The following is a 21,147-nucleotide window of genomic DNA, read 5'->3' as shown; positions in this document are numbered from 1 at the left end:
GCCAATGATGATCGAGCAAATCTGCGAAGCCGCCTTCGCCCCGGCCGCAGCCGCCGTGAACAGCGGCCGCATCCCCGGCGCGACGCTGGGCGTGGTAAGCATCGATGGCCGCAGCGCCGTCCGCTTCGCCGGAGCGGCGGCGATCGTGCCGGACCGGGAGCCATTGACCCGCGACCACTGGTTCGACCTTGCCTCCGTGTCGAAGGTGATCGCCACCACCACCATGATCCTGCACCTGGCGGAGCAGGGCCGGCTCAACCTTGACCGGCCGCTGACCGATGCCATCCCTGACCTGCGCCAATATGATGTGGCGAACGCCGCGGAACGCAGACTGACCTTCCGCGATTGCCTTGCCCACCGCAGCTTCCTGCCGGCGGTCGAGCCCATCTACACCTATGGCGACGATCCCGCCCGGCTGCGTGCCTTCGTCCTGCAACGGGAATGGCGCCATGGCCCGCCGGTCTATTCCGACATCAACTTCATCCTGCTCGGCATCGCGATCGAGCGCATCACTGGCGCGCCGCTTTCCGCATGGCCGCTGGGTGAAGGCCTGTCCTACGGGCCGCCCCCCGGCCCCGCCGTCGCAACCGAAGCGTGCAGCTGGCGCGGCCGGGTGCTGAAGGGCGAGGTGCATGACGAAAACGCGTTCGCGCTCGGCGGGGCACCGGGCCACGCCGGGCTGTTCGGCACGGTCGATGGCGTACTCGGCTTTGCCCGGGCGATGGTCGACGGATCGATCCTGTCCCCAGCGATGCTGGCGGAGGCCCGGACGGCGCAGGAAGGGCACCGCACCTGTGGCTGGGAGCGGGCATTCGACGGCTGGTCGGGGGGCGACGCCTGCTCAGCCGAAACCATCGGCCACACCGGCTTTACCGGCACGGGCCTCTGGATCGATTTCGAACGCGGTCTCGCCTGGACCCTGCTCACCAACCGCGTCCACCCCACCCGCCACGCCGATAGCGGCATCTTCGCCCTCCGCCCGGCGGTGGGCGACGCGCTGATCCGGGCTTGGGAGGCGCAGTGAAGGGGATGTAAGCGCGCGAAACTGCGCCAATTTGTCGCCAAGCCCCCTCTCCACCTTATTGCCGCAGGTTATGGGTTGCGGCCTTCGTGCCTCTGTTTCACCGGTCTGGTTGCGGTCTATAGTCCGCCTCATGCGCCTTGCCTTCCCCCTGCTCGCTCTCGTCCTTCCCCTGACCGGTGTCGCCGCGCAGGAAGCTGCGCCGCCGCTACAGGTCCGGATCGAACGGCAATTGGCCCAGGGTCCGGCCGGCGCCCGATACGGCCTGCTGGTCGCCACGCTGGAGGGAGAGCCGATCATCGCGATCGCGCCGGACCAGCGTTTCATTCCCGCATCCAACACCAAGATGTTCACCACCGCAGCGGCCTATGCGGATCTCCCGGCGCTGGACCGAGCCGCGCAGGGGACAGGCGTCCGCATCGAGCAGGGCGATCTCATCCTGGAAGGTCGCGGGGACGCACGCCTGTCCAGCGCGGAGGATTGCGCGAGCGACTGCCTCCAGACGCTCGCCGATGCGATCGCCGCAAAAATCCGGCAAGTCCGCCACATCGTAGGCGACGACAGCTGGTTTCCCGATGAGCGTTGGGGACCGGGAATGAGCTGGAACAATATCCAGTCGCGTTATGGCACCGGCATTTCCGCGCTCACGCTGGACGACAATGAATTAGCCGCCACAGTGATCCCCGGTGCAATCGGCGCTCGTCCGGCGATTAAGGCGTCCACTTATTATGCGATCGACAATCGCATCACGACCGTCCCAGGCAAGGTCGCGGCGATCGTCGCCGACCGCGCGCCCAACAGCCGCCTCCTGCGTCTGACCGGCACGATCGGTGCGGAGGCGCAGCCCGTTTCGCTCCATTTCGGTGTCGACGATCCCGCGCATCATGCCGCCTGGCGCCTGAGCGAACTGCTCCGTGCCCGCGGCGTGCGCGTCGACGGCGATATCCAGACCCGCCATCGCCCGCTTGCGCCTGCCGATGACCCGACGATCCGCAAGGGCGCGCCCGCTGCCCGGCCGCCCGCACCGGATATGGTGGCCCAGCTTCCCGCCCTGCCGCTGGCCGACGACATGCGTATCATCAACAAGCAGAGCCAGAATCTGCACGCCGAGTTGATGCTGCGCCGTGTGTCGCGCGCGACGGGCAGCGGCTCGATCTCTGATGGACAGGCTGCGCTGCACCGGCTGATGGCGCAGGCGGGCCTGACCGAAGGCAGCTACAGCTTCGCCGACGGCTCGGGGATGTCCTCCTACAACCGTATGACCCCGCGCGCCGCCGTTACCTTGCTGGCATGGATTGCGCGTCAACCCTGGGGCATGGCCTGGCGCGAGACGCTGCCCATAGCCGGGCAGGACGGGACGTTGCGTAACCGGTTCAAGGGTACGACGCTGGAAGGCAGGCTGTTCGCCAAGACCGGCTCGCTCAACGCGTCACGCGCACTGTCGGGCTATCTGGTGACGAAAAGCGGCCGGACGCTGGTCTTTTCCGCGCTCGCGAACGACATGCCCGACGGCACCGATGCGCAGGCCAGCGACGCCGTCGACCGCATATTGGTGGAGATTGCCGGGGCGTTCTGACCCTCGTCAGATCACGCCGGCACAATCTCCATCCGCCCGGCCGCGTGTCGATCCACCGCCTCCCGGCTGAACCAGAGCGGCTGCATCTCGCCCGCCACCCAGCGCGGATAGAAGTCGCGATAGCGCGCCGAGCGAGGGTCGCCCGACTGGCCGGGCAGCAGCAGGAAGCGGCTATTGTCCCACGCGCCGACATCCGCCACCAGCAGATAGCTGGCACCGTGCGACACCTGATAGCCCCGCTTCCCATTGAACCCACGCGCCATCGGCGTATAACCGTCGCCGCCCGACCGGCCGCCGTCGATTTTGGGGAAGGCCGCACCGATCCCCGGCAGCGACGAGAGCGGATGGGCGATCGTGACCCGGTGCAGGTCGCCCCAGCGCCATTGCGCCGGATCGGGACCGCCCTGCTCCAGCGCCTTGTTCCAACCCGCCACCAGCGACCGCTCGATCAGCGCGTCGCGCGCCAGATTCGGCACCGGACCGAGGCGCTTGTCCGGTGTCGCGAGAATACGCAGCATCTCGAACAGGTTGACCGACGGTATGAACTCTCGCGCGGCGGCGGGCACGACGAGATCGCGGAAGCCCGCCTGCAATTCCGGCATCACCATTTCATAAAGCAGGGCTGCCGCGCTGTCGGCCTCCAGCCCGCAATCCCAGCGCTTGAGCATCGCTGCGGCCGGAGCGGCCTCCGGCAGCAGCTTGTCCGGGATCAGCTTCACGAGCGCGCGCGCCGGAAGCGACCGAACATCATGCTGGAGCGCGATGCTGTCCTCGATGCGATGCCTGGGCTGGCTGCGCAGCACGTCGGAAATGCGGTCGTAGCGGAAGGGGTCGCTCCAGTCGAAGCTGATGACGTTGCTGGCGTGGGGATAGTCGGGAGGGATGTTCAACTGGTTGGCCGACGCGAACCAGCCTTCCTTGGGGTTGTATACATGGGGCATCTCCTCGACCGGCATGATGCCCGTCCAGTCGAAATCGCCGTCGCCCGGCGCCGGGAACAGCCCGTCATGCCGGGGCCGCCGGGGGGTGAAGCCGATCGTCTGCCACCCGGTATTGCCGTCCACATCGGCATAATGGAAATTGGTCGGCGACACATGGATTTTGAACGCCTGCCGCAGCGACGTCCAGTCCCTCGCCAGGTTGATCGCGATGATCGCGAAGCGCATGTTGGCGCCGGGCAACATGCTGACCGTGGCGAATGCGCTGGCCCGCTGGCGCGCTGCGTCCTGCGCCACGATTGGCCGCCCCTGTGCATAACGCAAGCTCACGCGCTGCGCCGGCCCGTCCTTGACCGCAATCTCGTCCTCGAACGTCTCGAACCGCCTCCATCGCCCCTTGTGCCAGTATCGCTCCGGATCGTCCTCGTCGGTGCGCAGGATGAACAGGTCTGTCTGGTCGATGTGGAAATTGGTCCGGCCGAAGGCGAAGCGATCCGTGTGCCCCTGCATGATGCCCGGCAGGCCGGGTGCCCCCGCACCGATCACGTCCAGCCCCGGCGCGGTCAGATGGACCATGTGGCGGGGACTGAATCCGCCGATGCCCAGATGCGGATCGTTGGCAAGGATCGGTCGCCCGGTCGCGCTGCGGGACGGCGCGATCGTCCAGGCATTGCTGCCCTGGGCAAAACGATCGGCGCGGCGCTCGGCACGATCGAGCGATGCCTCCTGGATGGCGTCAAAGGGCACGGGCCGCGCCGATGGGTCCAATATTCCCAAATCCGCATCGCTCACCGCAGCGCAGTCCAGCCCCTCCGGCACGGTGAATGACCAGGCCGGGCGCAGCGGCGCCATCAACTGATCCGCATCCAGCAGCCCTAGCGCCTGCATCTGCGCGCGGCGCACCTCATCATCGGCATCGCCCATGCCGATGCCCCTGTTGCGCACCAGGTCGCGCACGTCCCAGCGCAGCGGCTGAAGGTTCAATATCCCATATTCGAGCGGCAGTTGCGTCGGATCGGCCGCCAGTTCGGAGATCCGCGCATTCACGCCGGCGACATAGCCCTTTGCACAGTCCAGCACGCCGGGCGGCAATGCCGCCAGTTCCGCGTCAATGTCGCCGCGATAGAGGAACAGCCGCGCCGCCTTGTCCGCCGCCACGAAACGTGGGCCGAAGGCTTCGGCCATGCGCCCCATGTCGCGGCGATACTCCATGTCGATCTGGAACAGCCGGTCGCGCGCCACCAGATAGCCTTGCCCGAAATAGGCGTCATGCGGCGACCGTGCCCGCACATGGGGCACGCCCAGCTCGTCCTCGATGATCTCGATCGGCGCCCTCGCCCCTTTCGCCCTGAGCTGCGAGGCCTTGCCGCCCTTTACCAGCGACTTCGCCATCACCTTGCCCGGCAGGGCCAGGGCGGCCACGGAGGCCAGAAGAAACGCTCGACGCTGAATCAACTCAGCCTCCTTGACTAGGGGATTGTTATGCGACGATTATCGCAGGATGGCCGGCCGCACATATAGCAAGCCGCCCAGCGCCCATAACTGCAAGCTATCAACCAGCGTGATGGCCGTTGCGGTTCGCCGCCATTCCCTCAGGCTATACCTTTATACGATCAAAGTAATACCAAATCTATTGACCAGCCGCGACCACCCTGTAACCTCCCCGTCATGGAACCGGCGTCTGCCCCCGTCAAGTGAGGGGCGCGGCGGGGATCGTGATGACGGCAGGGCGGGGATCGGCAGAAGGCTTGAGCCCGCCCTGCGGTCATGTGGTGAAGGGAAGGGTCGGGCCAGATCGGCGCTCTGACGCCGCGCGTGCAATCACTGCGCGCAGCCCTGTCCCGTGACAAGGGGGTTCTGTACATGCGTGATTTCAGGCGAATTCGTCGGTCGTTCGGCCGCTCGCACGGCCTTGGTCTGGCGATGACCGCGCTGGCTCTGGTCCATGGCGCGCCCGCCCTGGCGCAGGATTCGGCCGCCCCGCAGCAGGGCGTCGAAGCGGATGCGCCCGACAGCCAGATCGTCGTCACCGGCACTCGCATCATCCGCAACGGCTTCCAGTCTCCTACCCCTCTGACAGTCATGACGCAGGAGGACATAGAGAACCAGTCGCCGACCAATAATATCGCCGACTTTGTCAATCAGATCCCGGCGCTGGCGGGCAGCACCCGTCCGTCCAACTCACGGCTCGCGATCAGTTCGGGTCTGGCGGGCGTCAACACGATGAACCTTCGCAATCTGGGTGAGGTGCGTACGCTCGTGCTGCTCGACGGCCGCCGCTCGGTCGGATCGACCATCACCGGGCTGGTCGATATCAACACCTTCCCCCAGTCGCTGGTGAAGAGCGTCGAGATCGTGACCGGCGGCGCTTCGGCCGCCTATGGCTCCGACGCCGTCGCCGGCGTCGTCAACTATGTGCTCGACAAGACGTTCGAAGGCCTCAAGGTGGAGGCCGACAGCGGCATCACCGACAAGGGTGACGGCTTCAACTACAGCTTCTCCGGCGCGGTGGGCAAGAGCTTCGCCGGCGGGCGCGGCCGCATCCTTCTGGCTGGCGAATATGCCCATCGCGACGGCATTTTCGAAGTGGATCGCGACTGGAACCAGCTAGGGTATCGGACCGTGGCGAATACCGCAGCCGCCATTGCCGCTGGCGGCCCGGCCAATCTGGTGGTTCGCGGCGCGGGCACATGGAACGCCACGCCCGGCAGCATCATCCGCTCGCAGGTCGGCGGATCGACAGCGCTGCGCGGCACCTATTTCGACCAAGGCGGCGTCGCGCGGCAATATCAGTTCGGTTCGCTGACCGACAGTTCGCAGACGGTCGGCGGCGACTGGGCGATCAACGACACATCGCGTCGCATCGGCCTCGATGCCACGGACGATCGGCGCGGCGTCTATGGCCGCCTCAGCTACGAACTGGCCGACTGGATCGGGGTCTATGGCGAAGCGTCCTACAACTGGAACAAGACGCTGTTCAATTCCGGGCCGCAGGCGGCGACCTTCACCCTGACCGCCGACAATGCCTATCTGATCCAGGCGCTGGGCAGCGCCGCGCTGGCGGGCGTGACGAACGTCACGCTGGGCACGTCGGCAGCCGATATGCCCTATCGCAAGAACAACAGCAGCCGCGAGGTGCAGCGCTACACCATCGGTGCGGGCGGTGAATTCCAGATGTTCGGCAACAAGGCGATATGGGATGCCTATGCCCAATATGGCCAGACCGACACGCATGAACTGCTGCGCGACATCATGAACACGTCGCGCCTGGCCCTGGCGACCGACGCCGTGTTCGCCCCGGCGGGCAATGCGCTGGGCGTGGCGGCGGGCACGATCGTCTGCCGGTCCACCCTGACCAGCCCGACCAATGGCTGCATTCCGCTGAACCGCCTCGGCGTCGGCGTCGCGAATCCGGCGGCGGTCGAATGGGTGCTGGGCGATCCCTATCGCGACCAACGGTTCAAGCAGACGGTGGCGGGCGTCAACCTGTCCATGACGCCCTTTGCCACCTGGGCCGGCGATGTCAGCGTCGCAGTGGGCGGCGAATATCGCAAGGAAGAGGTTTCGGGCTATGTCCCGATCGAATATCAGAGCGGCTGGTCGGTCGGCAATTTCCGTCCCACCTTCGGCAGCTACAATGTCAAGGAAGCCTATCTGGAAACGGTCGTGCCCCTGGGCCTGGGCGCGGAATTCAACGGCGCGGCGCGCATGACCGATTATTCCACCTCCGGCACGGTGACGACCTGGAAGGCCGGCCTGACCTGGCAGCCGATCGACGACATTCGCCTGCGCGGCACCCGCTCACGCGACATTCGCGCGCCCAACCTCAACGAACTGTTCCAGTCGGGCACGTCGCGCACCAACACATTCAGCACCGGGTCGGCTTATGGCCAATATGCCGGCGCGACCTTCCGCGAACTGACTACCGGAAATCTGGCGCTGAAGCCGGAAAAGGCCGATACGCTGACGCTCGGCGCCGTGCTGCAACCCCGCTTCCTGCCGGGATTCTCCTTTTCGGTCGACTGGTTCCGCACCAAGGTGTCAGATGCGATCAGCCAGTTCTTCGCCGACGACATCGCCCGCCGCTGCACCGAAGGACTGCAATCCTTCTGCGATGCCATCGTCCCCGATCCGGATGGCGTGCGCGACTATTTCGTTTCGGCCAGCCCCTTCAACTTCGCCAAGGTCAAGGTGCGCGGCATCGACTATGAAGCCAGCTACCGCGTCCCGCTCGACCAGATATTCAACAGCAGTTCCAGCAACCTGACCTTGCGCGGCACCGCGACCAACTATCTGGAAAACCTCGTCGACAACGGCGTGTCTGTGGCGGTCGACACGGTCGGCCAGAATAGCGGGCAGACCAGCGGCACGCCGGAGTGGATCTTCCGCCTGTCGGCGACCTTCGACACGCCGAGCTACTCGATCACCGCGGTCGGGCGCGGCGTCAGTTCGGGGACCTACAACAACACCTATGTCGTCTGCACGTCGGCCTGCCCGACCAGCACCGCGGCCAATCCGACGATCAACAGCAACCATATCGACGGTACATTCTACACCGACCTCAACTTCACCGCGAAGATCAAGGTTGGCGGGTCCGACGGTCAGTTGTTCTTCAACATCACCAACCTGTTCGACAAGGATCCGATCCTGCTGCCAGAAAGCGGCCTGTCGGCCAATTCGACCTTCAGCGACCTGTTGGGTCGCGCCTTCCGCGTGGGCGTGCGCTTCAAGACCAACTGAAGCGAGGCAAAGGACAAGGGGGTGGAGGAGCAATAGGCCTCTCCACCCCCTTTTTCGTCGGCCAATGTCGCGGATGCTATTGGCTGACCAGTTGCTGGACCATGGCGTGGACCGCCGAAAGCTGCGCGCCGCCCTTCGTCTGGAAGTTCAGCCCACTATAGCCCCACCAGTCCCAGCACCCCTGCGGATTGAAGGGAATGCTGCTCTTGTCGACCTGCGGATAGAGGATGATGATGCCGTTGCTATCCGCCCATTCATTATAACCCAGCTTGCCATAGACTGCGTCGCCGACCGCGTCCGCGCTCTGGAGGCAGCCATGGAAAACGACATGCACCGCGCATTTCGCGGCGCTTTGCTGGCAGCTTTTGGGGACATAGAGATAGCCCGAGGGCGCCATGCCGCTCAGCGCACCGGCGAACTGAGCCTGATCGAACGCTATCGGCGAGGACGACAGGCTCGCGGCCTTGGGTTTCAGCGGCCCGTAGATCTGAGTCAGGATCGCCGCCGGCTGGTCGTAGAGCGCGCCGGCCACGGTGCATTCGTTGACGAACGGCGCCTGGGTGATGGCGCAGCCATTGCCGAAATCGTCCGAGATGAACGCATGGCCGGCCGCGGTTCCCTTGACATATTGGATGCTGCTCGCCGGCACGTTCGCCGCTCGATAAAAATCATGCACCGCGTCCATCACCGATTGCCTGACGGTAGTGTCCTGGGTGCCACTGAACAGATAGATTTTCTGACCGGCAATGTGATTGACCGGATCAATCTGACCCAGGCCGGCAAAGCCGACCGCAGCCTGGTAGGACGATTGCCCGACAGGCGCCCCCTGCATGCAGGTGTAGATTCCGCCCAGATTGACATAGACGCAATTATAGGGACCGCCAGCAACCACGCCCACGCCGATGGTGCTGGCGGAGAAGGCGACATCATATTGCACCGCCATGAAGGCGCCGGACGACAGGCCCGAAATCGAAATTCGGGCTGGATCGGCGCCCAGTGCGGGCAGTTTTTCCGCAGCGGATACACCTTGCGGAGCAAGGAGAACGAAAATCGAAAGAAACGACAGGGTTAGTCGGCCAATACGCATGATTGCCTCCTAAATATCTATAAATTTTCATGAATAGACGAATCGCCCTTCACGCCCTCTCACATCCGTTTCTTATGAATATTCTTCCATCCTTTTCGCACAGAATCGTTGCGAGCAGGATATGAAATATTCCGAATCGGGGTTAATTATGGATAAGGCACGAGGATGTGCCGGAAATGGGTACAATGGGTCGCAATTTATTTGCAGGGTGGGGGATAGGTATCGGCTCCGCCGCAGCCCCGGCAATCGTGCCACCCTTGCTAAAACTTTACCGACCGTTGTTGAGTGATTTCACACCCTCAAGGGCAGGCCGTCGGCCGAGGCCGCAGCGATGCCCGACCCGCCGCCGCGCCGGTCGCCTGGCTGTCGCTGACCGCCAACTGGCCGTTCACGAACAGCCTGGCTACGCCCACGCTCAGTTCGCGCGGATGCACATAGTCCGCGCGCGGGGCATAATGGGCGGGGTCGATCACCACCACATCGGCATGATAGCCCGGCTTCAGATAGCCGCGACGGTCGAGCTTGTAGATGTCTGCAGTCAATCCCGTCGACTGACGAACGAAGGCCTGGAGGCTGATGACCTTCCGGTCCCGGACATATTGGACATATTTTTCGGGGAAGGTCGCGAACATGCGGGGGTGCCCATCGGACCCGTCCGAGGAGGTCACGACCCAGGGCTGTTTCATCAGCAGGTCGACATCGGCCTGCGCCATGTTGAAGGAGGCGACGGCCGTGCCCTTGCCCTTCTTTCCCGGTTCGCTGGACTCGATGCTCTGGCGAATGATGCGCAGCGCCGCATCGCGCGGATCGACTTGCCACTCGGCCGCCACCTGCTCCAGCGTCCGGCCGGTCCAGGGGAAGCCCTGAGCGATCAACAGCAGCGCCTTCGCACCGCCGCGCCGCCGCAGATTATTCTGCATCTCATCCCGAATCTTCGTCAGCGTCGCAGGATCGTCCAGCCGCCGGACCAGCGCCGTGCCGCCGCCATCCACCGCCCAGCCCGGCAGAAGCGATGCGTCCAGGCTCGATCCCGATGCCAGCCAGGGATATTGGTCGGCCGTCACATCCTGCCCGGCCTTCCGCGCAGCCTCGATTTCCGCGATCACCGCAGGCGCCTGGCCCTGCACATCCACGCCCAGCGCCTTGAGATGCGCGAAATGGACCGGCATTCCCGCTTGCCGGCCGATGGCGATGGCTTCCTTCACCGATCCCAGCAAACCGATGGAATAGCTGGACTCGTCGCGCTGGTGCGTGTCGTACAGGCCGCCCCGGATCGCCGCCTCCCGCGCAACAGCCACCACCTCTTCCGTCCTGGCGAAGCTCTGCGGCGGGTAGAAAAGCCCGGCCGAAAAGCCGGTTGCGCCCTCGCACATGCCCTTGGCGACCAGCGCCTTCATCGCGTCCAGTTCATTCGGCCGGGGGGGGCGTGCATCCTGCCCCAACACCCGCTGCCGCACCGCGCCAAAGCCGATGAAGGGCACGATGTTCGTGCCGATCCCCGACGCTTCCAGCTTCGCCGCATCCGCGCCGACGTCCGGCGTGCCGAAACCGTCCACGCCGATCATCACGGTGCTGACCCCCTGGTTCAGCCAGGCGGCATTGACCCGCGTCGCGGCGTCGGGCGAGCGGATGAAGCTGTCGGCATGGGTATGGGCGTCGATGAAGCCGGGGGCGACGATCATGCCCCGTGCGTCGATCACCTGCGCCGCCGTCATGGGCGCGGCGCGGCCGACATAGATGATCCGGTCTCCCTTCAGCGCGACATCGCCGACATAGGGTTCGCTTGTGCCGCCATCATGGATGGTGCCGCCTCGGATAAGGATGTCGGCTTTCTCGCCCGGTGCCGGGCCTGCCACCGCTGTTCCGGCCGCCAGTCCCCCCGCTAGCAGTAGCGTCCGAAGGCGGCGGAGAACGACAGACGAGGGCATACAGCGAAGTCCTTGGAAGGTGAGCCTTATTGGCAACATGGCCCCGATAAGTCGCGCCCGTCCAGAGCGGCGTGTTGCGCGGCCTATAACCGGATGTCATAGCGGCTCGCAGCGCCGCTGTCGTTATCGCAAGGACGGGCCGCAGCCAAAGGGGACGCGCCGATGAACCTGCGCCAGATCGAAATTTTCCACGCCGTCTATCTCCACGGCACCGTCAGCGCCGCCGCGCGCGCGCTGAACGTGTCCCAACCCGCCGTGACGAAGGTACTGCGCCACGCGGAACGTTCGATTGGCCTGCCGCTGTTCGAACGGGCCAAGGGCCGCCTGATCCCGACGCAGGACGCCCGCACGCTCTTCACCGAAGTGTCAGACATTCAGGATCGGGTCCGCTCGCTGCGCCAGGCGGCGCAGAATATGCGCCATGGGCGCGGCGCGATCCTCCGCGTTTCCGCCCTGCCCTCGCTGGGCCTCGGCGCGATCCCGGATGCCGTAGCGCGCTTCCTGCGCGGACATGAGGACATCATGTTCGACCTCCAGACGCTGCATCATGATGAAATGGTGCGCAAACTCTATGAGCGCGAAACCGACATCGCGATCAGCTTCGAGGTACCTCTGTCCGCGCCGGTCGCCCATCAGGTGATCGGCGAAGGCGAACTGGTCGTCCTCTACCGCGAGGAGGACATGCCTGACGCGCCCGGCCGACTCCATCTGGAGGAACTGCGCGACCAGAAGTTCATCAGCCCGGTGCAGAGCGGCCCGATCGGCCGCGTCCTCTCCGGCGAACTCAACCGTCTCGACGTCGAACTGGACGAGGTGGTGTCCGCGCGCACCTACTATATCGCAGCCGCCCTCGTCCGCGCCGGGGTGGGCATGGCGATCGTCGATAATTTCACCGCCCACGCCGCCACCGCGCCGGGTCTGTCGAGCCGCCCGCTCCAGCCGGCCATCACTTTCGACATCAACGCCGTCTATCTCCAGAACCGTCCGCCGTCCAAGACCGCGTCCGAATTTCTGGCCCTGTTGTCAGAGGTAATCGAAAGCCTATAGCGTCAGGCTATAGCCTATGCGGGCCTTGCTATTGGGGTTGGACCCGCCGGGACGATACAGCGGACGTCCCATCAGCACAGGTTCGAGACATCCATGATCGCCACGCCCTATCTCCTCTATCTCGGCCACAGCAATGACGAGATCGGCATCAAGACTTCGCGCGGCCTGGCGGTGTTCCGGCCGGATGTCTGCGTGGGGGAATTTCGCCACGACGAGTGCCGCCTGACACTCGGCCTGCGCAGGATGGACTTCGCGACGGCTTATGCCACGGGTGCGCGGACGCTGGTGCTCGGCATCGCCAATGCCGGCGGCCGGCTGGGCGAGGATCTGGTGCAGGACGCGCTCGCCGCGATGGCGGCGGGGCTGGACATTGCATCGGGGCTGCACCAGCGACTGAAGGATGAACCCCGGCTGGTGGAAGCGGCCGCGCGGCTCGGCCGCACCCTGCATGACGTGCGCGATCCCCGTCCCGACATCCCGGTGGGCAATGGCAGGCGCCGCGCGGGCAAGCGCCTTCTGACCGTCGGCACTGACTGTTCGGTCGGCAAGATGTATACGACGCTCTGCCTCGCCCGTGCGCTCGCGGCGCGCGGCGTGGTGGCCGATTTCCGCGCGACCGGGCAGACGGGCATCCTGATCGCCGGGGACGGTGTGCCGCTGGATGCGGTGGTCGCCGACTTCATTTCCGGCGCGATTGAGCAGATTTCGCCGGATCGCCACGATGGCGGCTGGGATCTGATCGAGGGTCAGGGTTCGCTCTTCCACCCCTCCTTCGCAGGCGTGTCGACCGGGCTGCTCCATGGTGCCCAGGCCGATGCGCTGGTCATGTGCCATGATCCGCTGCGCCGGACCATGCGCGGCCTGCCGCATTACAGCCCGCCATCGCTCGCCGATTGCGTGGAGGCGAACCTGCGAACTGCGCGCCTGACCAATCCGGACGTCCGCGTCGTCGGCATCGCGCTCAATACCTCCGCGATGGAGGAGGCCGACGCCGTTGCGCTGTGCGCCCGCACGGCGCAAGAGTTCGGCTTGCCCTGTTCCGATCCCTATCGCATGGGTGTGGAGGCAATCCTGGACCGTCTGCTGGAATCATCTGCCGCGACAGTCGCCCACGCAACGGAGAATGCCTGAATCCCATGCGCCGCACGCTGACCGCTCTGGGGGAAGTCTTCCCCCTCGCCACCCCCTTCCGCATCTCGCGCGGGGTCAAGACCGCCGCGGAAGTGGTCACCGTCACCCTTGCCGAAAACGGCGCCATCGGTCGGGGCGAGTGCGTGCCCTATCCCCGCTATGGCGAAAGCGTCGATACCAGCATCGCGGAGATCGAGGCGGTGCGCGAGGCGCTGGAGAAGGGCGTCAGCCGCCGCGGGCTGCTCGAAATCCTGCCGGCGGGCGCAGCGCGCAACGCGGTCGACTGCGCGCTCTGGGATCTGGAACTGAAACTGGCGGGCAGCGACATCGCCACCGAATTGAGCCTGCCCAGGCCGCTGCGTCCGATCGCGACCGCCATGACTGTCGGCCTCGACACGCCAGACGCCATGGGACTGGCGGCCGCAGCACTGGCCCATGTGCCGCTCATCAAGGTCAAGGTGGACCGGAACGATCCCGCCGCCCAGCTTCGCGCGGTCCGGGCCGCTGCGCCCGCGCCGCGCCTGATCGTCGATCCCAATGAAAGCTGGACCATCGCGGAGGTCAGCGACCTTCAGGGATTGATGATCGACTTGCGCGTCGACCTGCTGGAACAGCCGCTGCCAGCGCATGAGGATGGCGCGCTTGATGGTTTCCGGTCCGCCATCGCCATCGCCGCGGACGAATCCGTCCATGTCGCAGCCGACCTCGACGGTCTGCCCGATGGCTATCGCGTCGTGAACATCAAGCTCGACAAGGCAGGCGGGCTGACCGCAGCACTTCACCTCGCCGACGCCGCGCGCGTGCGTGGCCTGGACGTCATGACCGGCTGCATGATCTGCTCCTCCCTCTCGATCGCGCCCGCCTGGGCGATCGCGGCGGGTAGCGCCTTCGTCGATCTCGACGGGCCGCTTTGGCTCTCGGCCGATCGCGACGGCGGCGTCACCGGCAATCGCGGTTATCTGCTGCCGCCGCAGCCGGGCTTTTGGGGCGGGCTGTAACCCCCATGACCGCGTTCGCCCGTCGCTGGTTCGCCGTCCCGCTCTGGCAGCGCGTGCTGGGCGGACTGGCCGTCGGCGTCCTGCTGGGCCTCTATTGGCCCGCCGCCGCATCCTGGATCGCCTTTGTCGGCGAGATTTTCGTCCGGTTGATCCGGATGCTGGTCGTCCCGATCGTCTTCGTGTCGATCGCTTCGGGCGTGACGGCCCTGGCTGATCCGCGCCGCCTGGGATCCGTCGGCGGACGCACGGTGCTTCTGTTCGCGCTCACCACAATCTGCGCCGTTTCGGTCGGGATGGCGCTGGGTCTTCTGGTCGGTCCCGGCGTGGGCACTGCGCTGGGCAAGGCGGTGCCCCATGCGCTGGGCGAAGCCAAGTCGTTGCACGACCAGCTGGTCGGGATCGTCCCGGTCAACATCGTCCAGTCGCTCGCCGAAGGGGACATGCTGGCAATCATCTTCTTCGCCATGCTGCTGGGCTTCGGCGTCATACTGGCCGGCGACGAAGGCCGGCCGATGGCGACCATGCTCCAATCGGCCAGTCGCGTGCTGTTCCACCTCGTCCGCATCGTCATGGAAATCACGCCCTTCGGCGTCCTTGCCCTGATCGCCAAGGCGGTGGCGGACAATGGCGTTGCCGTCTTCGCCAATATCGGCTGGCTGGCGCTCTGCGTGCTGCTGGGCGTGATCGCGCAGATACTGATCGTCCATCTGCCGCTCATAGCGCTCGTCGCGCGCCTGTCGATCCGCCGCTTCTTCCGCGCCGCGATCGACCCGTTGCTGGTCGCCTTCTCCACCGCTTCGTCGGCCGCGACCCTGCCGGTCGCGTTGCGGGTGGCGCAGGATACGTTACGCATCGAACCGGCGATCGCTTCCACCGTGCTGCCGATCGGCGCCAGCATCGGCAAGGACGGGACTGCCATGTATGTCGGGCTGCTCAGCGTCTTCAGTCTTCAGGCGCTGGGCGTGCATCCCGATCCCGCGATGCTGGCGATCATGCTGCTGACGGGATCGCTTGCAGCCTTCGGCACCGCGCCGATCCCTTCCGCTTCACTCTTCATGCTGGCCGCCGTCCTGTCTGCCGTGGGCGTCTCGCCGGAACAGACCGCACTGGTGGTAGGCTTCGTCCTGCCCTTCGACCGGCTGCTCGACATGACGCGTACGGTGGCCAGCGCCAGCGCGAATCTGACCGTCACCGCGGTCGTCGCGCGGCAGGAAAAAGCGATCGACGGTTAGCGGCCGCCCCGTTCCGGCACGATCCTGCCGGCACAGCCGCTCCGGTCCTTCTTGGCGGCGCAACCGGCAACATGGCAGTAGCCACCCGGCCTGTCGGGCAGGGCCGGCCTGCGCGGGCCGGGGGGCGTCCAGCCGGGCGGCGGGGTTCCGCAAAAGGCGATAGGGCGGCTGGCGGCAACCGCCGGTCCGGCGCCGATGGCCAGATTCAGGCAGGCCAACAGGGCAAGACTATATCGCATGGCTGAACCGCTTTTCCTGCGGCTCCAGATAGGCGTCGAAGCAGGCGGCGATGGCGCGGGCATAGGGCCGTCCGGCCGGCGTCAGCCGCACATGGTCTCCGCTGCACCGAACCAATCCCAGGGCTTCGAAGCGAGAAAGGTCGACGGGCGGAACCATGCCCAGATGCGCCTCCCCCTGGCACAGCAGCGCTTCGATGATCCGCCCCCGGCGCCGGTCATCGCCGGTGCGGACGAGCCCGCGCGTCGCTGCCAGCTGGCCCACGGCGATCCGCTCGCGATACGGGCCAGCGCGCTTCTCGTTCTGGATGATGAGGTCGGGAAACTGGCTGATCGCGCTCGCCCCCATGCCGATGAGGACATCGGCGTCATCGTCGGTGAAGCCCTGAAAGTTCCGCCGCAAACGCCCCTGCTGCGCAGCGCGCGCGAGGGAGTCGCCCCGACTGGCGAAATGATCGAACCCGATTGCGTGATATCCGGCCGCGACCAGCCGGTCATGTCCCTCGGCCGCCATGGTGAAGCGCGTCCGCAGGTCCGGTAGGTCGGTGACGTCGATACGGGCCTGGCGGGGCAGCAGGCGGGGCATATGGGCATAGCCAAACAGGGCGATCCGCGCCGGCGCCATAGCGATGCTGGCGTCGAGCGTCGCGACGAGATCGTCCGGAGACTGGCCCGGAAGGCCGTACATCAGATCGAAACCGACAGCGACATTGACAGCAGCCAGTCCCTCGACCGCGCGTTCCACCATGTCGAGCGGCTGGATGCGGCCGATGCGAGCCTGCACCAACGGGGTGAAGGTCTGCACGCCCAGATTGACCCGATCGACGCCCATGGCCGCCATCGCGTCGATCCATTGCCGGTCCAGCCGACGCGGGTCCAGTTCGACCGAAATCCGGGCATCCTGCGCGTCGAAGCAGAGCAGCAATTGCTGGAGCAGCCGGATGAAGTCGACCAGCGGCAGCGAATTGGGGCTGCCCCCGCCAAAGGCGATGCGCCGCACCCGCCCCCGCCCGCCAAGCCGCCGCGCCACCAGCGCAATCTCCCGCTCCAGCGCCTCGACATAGGCGGACAAGCGTTGCGCCTTGTTCGCCGCGCCGGTGTTGCAGCCGCAATACCAGCAAATGTCATGACAATAGGGAATGTGGAGATAGAGCGAGAGCGGCGTTTCCGCCTCCACCCGGTCCAGCCGCTCCGCCATCTCGATAATCCCGACAGCGTCAGTGAACTGGGCCGCGGTGGGGTAGCTGGTGTAGCGCGGCACCGGTCGGGCGAGCAGGTCGGGGTGATAGGTCCACATCAGGCTGTCTCAAGACCGCTCTCAGGGGCCTGCCAAACTGCATTTTTATCATCCTTGTCACTCTGCCCCGCCCAATTTTCCAATTGGGGAAAAATCGCGATAGCGATAGACATGCTGAGTAGCTCCGGCTGAGATGTCCTGTCACCAGAGCCGATGTCGCCCCTGCGCAGAGACAGGCATATAAGAGACGGATTTTACCCGTACCTTGATTTATCTCAAGAACCGTCGTCAACTTTCAGTTCTTGATATCACCGGACCAGTCGAGGAAGCATTTACGCGTTTACGTAACGCTGGGCAGCATGTGCTACTTGTCGAATGCGATGACCTTAGGGATACGACCCGATCCGTTCAATCAGACAGCCGGCCAGCTGAAATAGCGATCTTCCATGACCTGAAAGATACACATCTTCCAAGTTCGGCGGGACATGGACGCCTCCGGGCACCTTCCGATTTCGCCCGGCCGGCTGGTTGAGAGGCGCGGCCGGCTGATGGAGTATAATCTTCGGCTATTTTGATGGCCTGATTTTCGATCTGGAGCGACTGGCGGGCCTGATCAGGTCCCAGGATCATTGCCATTGGCTGCGCTGGCGCCCCAGGCACGGATCAAGCGGTGGGGTTGTCAATGCCGATGCGATTTTGGTGGCCGGACATATGGATGGTAAGATCAACCGGCTTTGTCGCCTTCGGGTCGGCATCTCGCGGACCTTAGCCTTGTCGTATTTGATCGACCAGCGCACACCACAGTCCTTCTGCCGCGCCTTGGCCGGCGTCGAGGCCTCGGGCGAAACGCCCCTTCCTGATTGCACCTGCTCTTCCAATGGCAGGCCCCGTATCAGAATGAGCGAACGTTCGGGGAGCAGGTCCGGGGTGTTTGCCGGCAATTAGGTAAAGTCCATGTCATCCTTCAGTCGAATGGTTCAGCCGTTGAGCCGGTACGCCGAGAGCGGCAGCAGACATCTTGTTACGCATTTCCGCATTGGCTGATGAATTGCGCCTTCGGTTTCTAAATTGCGGGATCGCGGCGACGGCAGGGCTGATCGCCAGCAGCATCGGGAGGATCAATGACCGTGCATAGACGTGGGTATAGCCCATGCCCATCCCCGCGAAGACCACTGTGGTCGCGAATGCGGCCAATGCGACGCTCCCAGCTGGAGAGCCTCCTCGCTGTGTCAAGGGAGCGGCGATGATGCATAGCAACAAAATGACGAAGCCCAGCATCGCAACCAAGCCGCCTTCGACCCACAAGAGCAGGTAGGTATTGTGAACCGGCAAATTATATTCGCTCAATAACCGATACTGATCTGCCCCGACTCCGAGAAAAAGATGATCCTCTGTCCAGCGCATTGCTTCGACGGCAAGATCGTGCCGCCCCTGGTATGTTCCAGCCTGCGTGATATCTTCATTGAGTATTGCGTTAAGAACCCTATCCTTGAAAACTTGAGGAAGATATGGCTGACCCCATGTCGCTATCACAGTTGCGAGGACACCAACAAACGATAGCGCAAAAAGATTTCGGCGCCCTCCAAGCAATATTATTGTAACAACGGCGAGCCCTATAAGTCCTGTGTTTGAACTGGTTAATATAAGTGCGGTGATAAGGATGATCAATATTATAAGAGCATACTTGGAACTCAGGCTCCGTTGCTGCCACAAAAGCCAAAGCAGCGGTAGCGTGAGGACGATATAGCCCGCCATACCATTGGCATTGTCGACGAAGCCAGAGAGGCGGTTTCCGCCCGTCACGATTGCGAGGCGACGTGCCGTTCCACCATTATAACCAGAAGCATAAAATGCGATGCCAATGGCACTCATGACCGCCATCGCGACCACGAAACATTTCACAAGACGCCACGCCTGATCATTTGTCCGTCCGAGCAGGGCGAAAGGCAGGATCATGAATGCGAACACATACTGGGCATCAACAATCAGTCCGCGGAGCGGATCGCCACTTACAAGGCTGCTCGCCATCAGCCCCCCTGTCAATGCCACCAAGCCAGCAAACCATACGCCAGTCAGGGCCCCCAACGGAGCGATCGGGATCTTGCAACCCAGGCGAAGGATGATTGCTATGAGAAACAGATAGTCGCTGACAGTGAAGAAAATCGTCGAGTGACGGATCGCGGGAAAGGGAGCCATTAAAACAGCCGCCTGGATCGCCCAAAACTCGGCCTTCTGAAGTCTCGTTGGCAAGGACGATGCCATCATGATGAAACTGCACCTGTATTCGAGAGGCTACCGAAACCGGCGATAACAGCCGCGATGAGGACGACTGCCAATGCCGCCAGAGTCCAGGGACGCGTCACGCTTCCTTCGGTCTCTGCGACACTCGAACCCGCCAACGAACGTCGATGCGCATAGTCGAGAAACTCGTCGAGATTCCGCCAACCATCATGGTCGGCATCAGCCCATGCGTCGCTCCTTCCGGCGTCGGCACCGTTCGTTCGCTCCCATTCGTCCGACATCCCGTCCTTGTCCGAGTCCGCATAGGGCGTACCATCGGCAATTTCAGGAAGGATGCCGGGGGCGTTGCGGATCCTGCCGGTACCATTCTTCACCTCTTTCACCAACCTCATGTCCACTGTGTCGCGGGGAAAGGCTCCAGCCTCCTGCAAAGCGCGACCAAAGGCTTGCCGTGCATCAAGGACCGGCGCCCCAAGCGGACAGGTTGGAGTATCGACCATCGCTTCGCGCACATAGGGCGGAGGCTCGCGCTCGATCTTACCTTCGATATGGTTGCCTGCTTCATAGATCCGAGCGCGACCAGTCGATTTCACCGACTGTCGGGCAATAATGTATCTGCCTGGCACCATATTAGGCCCTGATTTGAAATAATTTCCGACAATATTGACTGGGCTGCCACCATGTTGCTCCCATACTTCAACAAAATCAGAACGAGCATTATATATTACATTATTTACGACATCTACACAGGATTTTGGAAAGAAATTAACGTCTGGATTTCGATCTCCGTTATGGGCACAGATATTCCCGATAAATGTCATATTCTGACTGCCAAGCGGGTCGCTGCTCAGAAGCGCGCATTTGTCGTGCCTGCGCAATCCCTCCGCCAGGATAGAGTTGGATATGGTTATATTGTCATTCTGCCCCTGACCGCCAATCGTTTCGTCCTCCGCCCATGAAACGCTGACATGATCGACAATGACATTCTTGCTATTCTCGAAAATGATCCCGCTGTTCACCGCGCGTGTAGCGCCCCTGTTATCCAGTCTTACCCGGATATGACGGATGACGACATCGTGCGTGTTCTTCGCGACGAGCGGCGTGACGCCGTACCTGCCGCCACCATGGGTAATCAGGATTCCGCCCCCCGGCGCAGTCTGTCCCGCGATGGTGATATAGGGATTGCGGATTATCGGGCGCTCAGATGTCCAGCGGATGATGCCGCCGACCCGGAATATGCAGGTGCGCGGACCTTCTGCGTCAATGCAGGCGCGCAATGTTCCCGGTCCGCGATCCGCAAGGCTCGTGACGAAGATGATGGCGCCGTCTCGTCCGCCCTTAGCGTACCGACCATAACCCGACGCACCGGGAAAAGCCTCAAGGTTCCGGGCCTCGGCGGCGAGCGGGCCAATCAACAACAAGGCTGCGCAAGCGTGGGAAAGCCGCCGCAGCACATTGGTCAAGGGAATAGCACCCCGGCTCGCGAGCCCGGACGCGACGGCCCCGGGGCAGGGAGTCGCCCCGCTGCGGACTGATTCTAGCGCCGATTTCATAGGCCTATCATTGCGAATGGCGCGAGGATCGGAAGAACTATTCCAGAAACTATCCAAAGTGCCATAGCCATCATCCAAAGGGGTCAAGTTCACCCGGAATTGCGCATGGGGATCGGGAAGCGCTGCGATACAAAATTACGAACAAGTTCCAAAGACGGAGGCCTTTCCGTGACCGCCATATC

General features: G+C 63.9%; 14 protein-coding genes and 1 pseudogene. 7 read left to right on the top strand and 8 right to left on the bottom strand.

Annotation, left to right across the window (positions count from 1 at the left end; genetic code table 11):
• Window positions 1-7 precede the first annotated feature (7 nt).
• Entirely contained in the window at window positions 8-1,024 is a 1,017-nt protein-coding gene (locus K3M67_RS16880; protein WP_285833515.1) for a serine hydrolase domain-containing protein, read from the top strand.
• A 130-nt stretch (window positions 1,025-1,154) separates the two neighbouring features.
• On the top strand, window positions 1,155-2,597 hold the full coding sequence (dacB, locus tag K3M67_RS16875) for a D-alanyl-D-alanine carboxypeptidase/D-alanyl-D-alanine endopeptidase (protein ID WP_285833514.1): 1,443 nt from the start codon (window positions 1,155-1,157) through the stop codon (window positions 2,595-2,597).
• Window positions 2,598-2,608: 11 nt separating this feature from the next.
• On the opposite strand, the gene K3M67_RS16870 is transcribed toward dacB, so the two are convergent.
• Window positions 2,609-4,990: a penicillin acylase family protein gene (locus tag K3M67_RS16870; protein ID WP_285833513.1), complete on the bottom strand. Its 2,382-nt coding sequence runs from the start codon at window positions 4,988-4,990 to the stop codon at window positions 2,609-2,611.
• A 408-nt stretch (window positions 4,991-5,398) separates the two neighbouring features.
• On the opposite strand from K3M67_RS16870, the gene K3M67_RS16865 reads away from it, so the two are divergent.
• Entirely contained in the window at window positions 5,399-8,275 is a 2,877-nt protein-coding gene (locus K3M67_RS16865) for a TonB-dependent receptor plug domain-containing protein (protein ID WP_285833512.1), read from the top strand.
• A gap of 76 nt (window positions 8,276-8,351) precedes the next feature.
• Here the strand turns inward: K3M67_RS16865 and K3M67_RS16860 are convergent, their stop codons facing one another.
• A complete protein-coding gene (locus tag K3M67_RS16860; RefSeq protein ID WP_285833511.1) occupies window positions 8,352-9,362 on the bottom strand; it encodes an extracellular catalytic domain type 2 short-chain-length polyhydroxyalkanoate depolymerase in 1,011 nt (336 codons plus the stop codon).
• A 299-nt stretch (window positions 9,363-9,661) separates the two neighbouring features.
• Window positions 9,662-11,290 (bottom strand): N-acyl-D-amino-acid deacylase family protein, encoded by a 1,629-nt coding sequence (locus K3M67_RS16855; protein WP_285833510.1) that lies wholly within the window; start codon window positions 11,288-11,290, stop codon window positions 9,662-9,664.
• Between the two features lie 162 nt (window positions 11,291-11,452).
• Here K3M67_RS16855 and K3M67_RS16850 point away from each other — a divergent pair, with 162 nt between their 5' ends.
• The 4 genes from K3M67_RS16850 to K3M67_RS16835 all read left to right on the top strand — a co-directional run bounded on the left by K3M67_RS16850 (window position 11,453) and on the right by K3M67_RS16835 (window position 15,698).
• Complete coding sequence (locus K3M67_RS16850) at window positions 11,453-12,337, top strand: LysR family transcriptional regulator (protein WP_066858994.1); 885 nt, start codon at window positions 11,453-11,455, stop codon at window positions 12,335-12,337.
• A gap of 93 nt (window positions 12,338-12,430) precedes the next feature.
• The gene (gene dgcN, locus K3M67_RS16845; protein WP_285833509.1) at window positions 12,431-13,468 is read left to right on the top strand and encodes an N-acetyltransferase DgcN; all 1,038 of its coding nucleotides are present in this window, start codon (window positions 12,431-12,433) and stop codon (window positions 13,466-13,468) included.
• Window positions 13,469-13,473: 5 nt separating this feature from the next.
• Entirely contained in the window at window positions 13,474-14,466 is a 993-nt protein-coding gene (dgcA, locus tag K3M67_RS16840) for an N-acetyl-D-Glu racemase DgcA (RefSeq protein WP_285833508.1), read from the top strand.
• Window positions 14,467-14,471: 5 nt separating this feature from the next.
• Window positions 14,472-15,698: a dicarboxylate/amino acid:cation symporter gene (locus K3M67_RS16835; protein ID WP_066858991.1), complete on the top strand. Its 1,227-nt coding sequence runs from the start codon at window positions 14,472-14,474 to the stop codon at window positions 15,696-15,698.
• On the opposite strand, the gene K3M67_RS16830 is transcribed toward K3M67_RS16835, so the two are convergent.
• The 5 genes and pseudogenes from K3M67_RS16830 to K3M67_RS16810 all read right to left on the bottom strand — a co-directional run bounded on the left by K3M67_RS16830 (window position 15,695) and on the right by K3M67_RS16810 (window position 20,866).
• On the bottom strand, window positions 15,695-15,937 hold the full coding sequence (locus tag K3M67_RS16830; RefSeq protein WP_285833507.1) for a hypothetical protein: 243 nt from the start codon (window positions 15,935-15,937) through the stop codon (window positions 15,695-15,697). The genes K3M67_RS16835 and K3M67_RS16830 overlap by 4 nt on opposite strands.
• Complete coding sequence (locus K3M67_RS16825; RefSeq protein ID WP_285833506.1) at window positions 15,927-17,231, bottom strand: radical SAM protein; 1,305 nt, start codon at window positions 17,229-17,231, stop codon at window positions 15,927-15,929. The genes K3M67_RS16830 and K3M67_RS16825 overlap by 11 nt, the downstream gene beginning before the upstream one ends.
• Window positions 17,232-17,796: 565 nt before the next feature.
• A pseudogene (locus K3M67_RS16820) lies at window positions 17,797-18,004 on the bottom strand (IS5/IS1182 family transposase); the annotation flags it as partial.
• Between the two features lie 124 nt (window positions 18,005-18,128).
• Window positions 18,129-19,436 (bottom strand): O-antigen ligase family protein, encoded by a 1,308-nt coding sequence (locus tag K3M67_RS16815; RefSeq protein ID WP_285833505.1) that lies wholly within the window; start codon window positions 19,434-19,436, stop codon window positions 18,129-18,131.
• Entirely contained in the window at window positions 19,433-20,866 is a 1,434-nt protein-coding gene (locus K3M67_RS16810; protein WP_285833771.1) for a pectate lyase family protein, read from the bottom strand. The genes K3M67_RS16815 and K3M67_RS16810 overlap by 4 nt, the downstream gene beginning before the upstream one ends.
• Between the last annotated feature and the right edge of the window lie 281 nt (window positions 20,867-21,147).

It is taken from the genome of Sphingobium sp. V4, from assembly GCF_029590555.1.
Classification (GTDB): Bacteria; Pseudomonadota; Alphaproteobacteria; order Sphingomonadales; family Sphingomonadaceae; genus Sphingobium.
Note: the sequence above shows the minus strand (reverse complement) of the source record. Positions and strands in the feature narration are given on the sequence as shown.

Excerpts from the sequence above, each read along its gene's own strand:
- K3M67_RS16815 (WP_285833505.1), bottom strand. The coding sequence starts at position 19,436 with ATGATGGCATCGTCCTTGCCAACGAGACTTCAGAAGGCCGAGTTTTGG.
- dacB (WP_285833514.1), top strand. The coding sequence starts at position 1,155 with ATGCGCCTTGCCTTCCCCCTGCTCGCTCTCGTCCTTCCCCTGACCGGT.
- dgcA (WP_285833508.1), top strand. The coding sequence starts at position 13,474 with ATGCGCCGCACGCTGACCGCTCTGGGGGAAGTCTTCCCCCTCGCCACC.
- K3M67_RS16880 (WP_285833515.1), top strand. The coding sequence starts at position 8 with ATGATCGAGCAAATCTGCGAAGCCGCCTTCGCCCCGGCCGCAGCCGCC.
- K3M67_RS16865 (WP_285833512.1), top strand. The coding sequence starts at position 5,399 with ATGCGTGATTTCAGGCGAATTCGTCGGTCGTTCGGCCGCTCGCACGGC.
- K3M67_RS16855 (WP_285833510.1), bottom strand. The coding sequence starts at position 11,290 with ATGCCCTCGTCTGTCGTTCTCCGCCGCCTTCGGACGCTACTGCTAGCG.
- dgcN (WP_285833509.1), top strand. The coding sequence starts at position 12,431 with ATGATCGCCACGCCCTATCTCCTCTATCTCGGCCACAGCAATGACGAG.
- K3M67_RS16830 (WP_285833507.1), bottom strand. The coding sequence starts at position 15,937 with ATGCGATATAGTCTTGCCCTGTTGGCCTGCCTGAATCTGGCCATCGGC.
- K3M67_RS16860 (WP_285833511.1), bottom strand. The coding sequence starts at position 9,362 with ATGCGTATTGGCCGACTAACCCTGTCGTTTCTTTCGATTTTCGTTCTC.
- K3M67_RS16835 (WP_066858991.1), top strand. The coding sequence starts at position 14,472 with ATGACCGCGTTCGCCCGTCGCTGGTTCGCCGTCCCGCTCTGGCAGCGC.
- K3M67_RS16850 (WP_066858994.1), top strand. The coding sequence starts at position 11,453 with ATGAACCTGCGCCAGATCGAAATTTTCCACGCCGTCTATCTCCACGGC.
- K3M67_RS16825 (WP_285833506.1), bottom strand. The coding sequence starts at position 17,231 with ATGTGGACCTATCACCCCGACCTGCTCGCCCGACCGGTGCCGCGCTAC.